This window comes from Isoptericola croceus, assembly GCF_029382255.1.
In the GTDB taxonomy this organism is placed as follows: Bacteria; Actinomycetota; Actinomycetes; order Actinomycetales; family Cellulomonadaceae; genus Isoptericola; species Isoptericola croceus.
In genome coordinates, this window is the sequence record NZ_JARLLG010000532.1 from 1 (window position 1) to 253 (window position 253).

A 253-nucleotide genomic window follows, 5' to 3' on the forward strand; every position below is an offset into this window, starting at 1 on the left:
TGGTAGTGTTGGACATCAATCTCTTGGAGATGGTATCAACTGGATGGAAAACACCAATTTCACAAACACCTGCAACGGCAGGACCAAGGATTCTAGCTAGACCAGATTGTTTTTTGTCCACAGTTGACATTATTGTTTGTGCTTCCTCTTGAGTTCCGAAAGTAGTTGTCAGTGGAAAAATATCAGAGATTTCTTCTTCTTCACAATAGACAACAAAACCTTGTAATGACTCCAATACAAGCAAGTAATTTTA

The 253-nt window shown here is 38.3% G+C and carries 1 protein-coding gene; it reads right to left on the reverse strand.

Annotation, left to right across the window (positions count from 1 at the left end):
* Positions 1–244 (reverse strand): hypothetical protein (locus PZC42_RS25020; protein ID WP_277214349.1); only part of this gene is annotated, 244 nt, incomplete at its 3' end.
* Positions 245–253 lie beyond the last annotated feature (9 nt).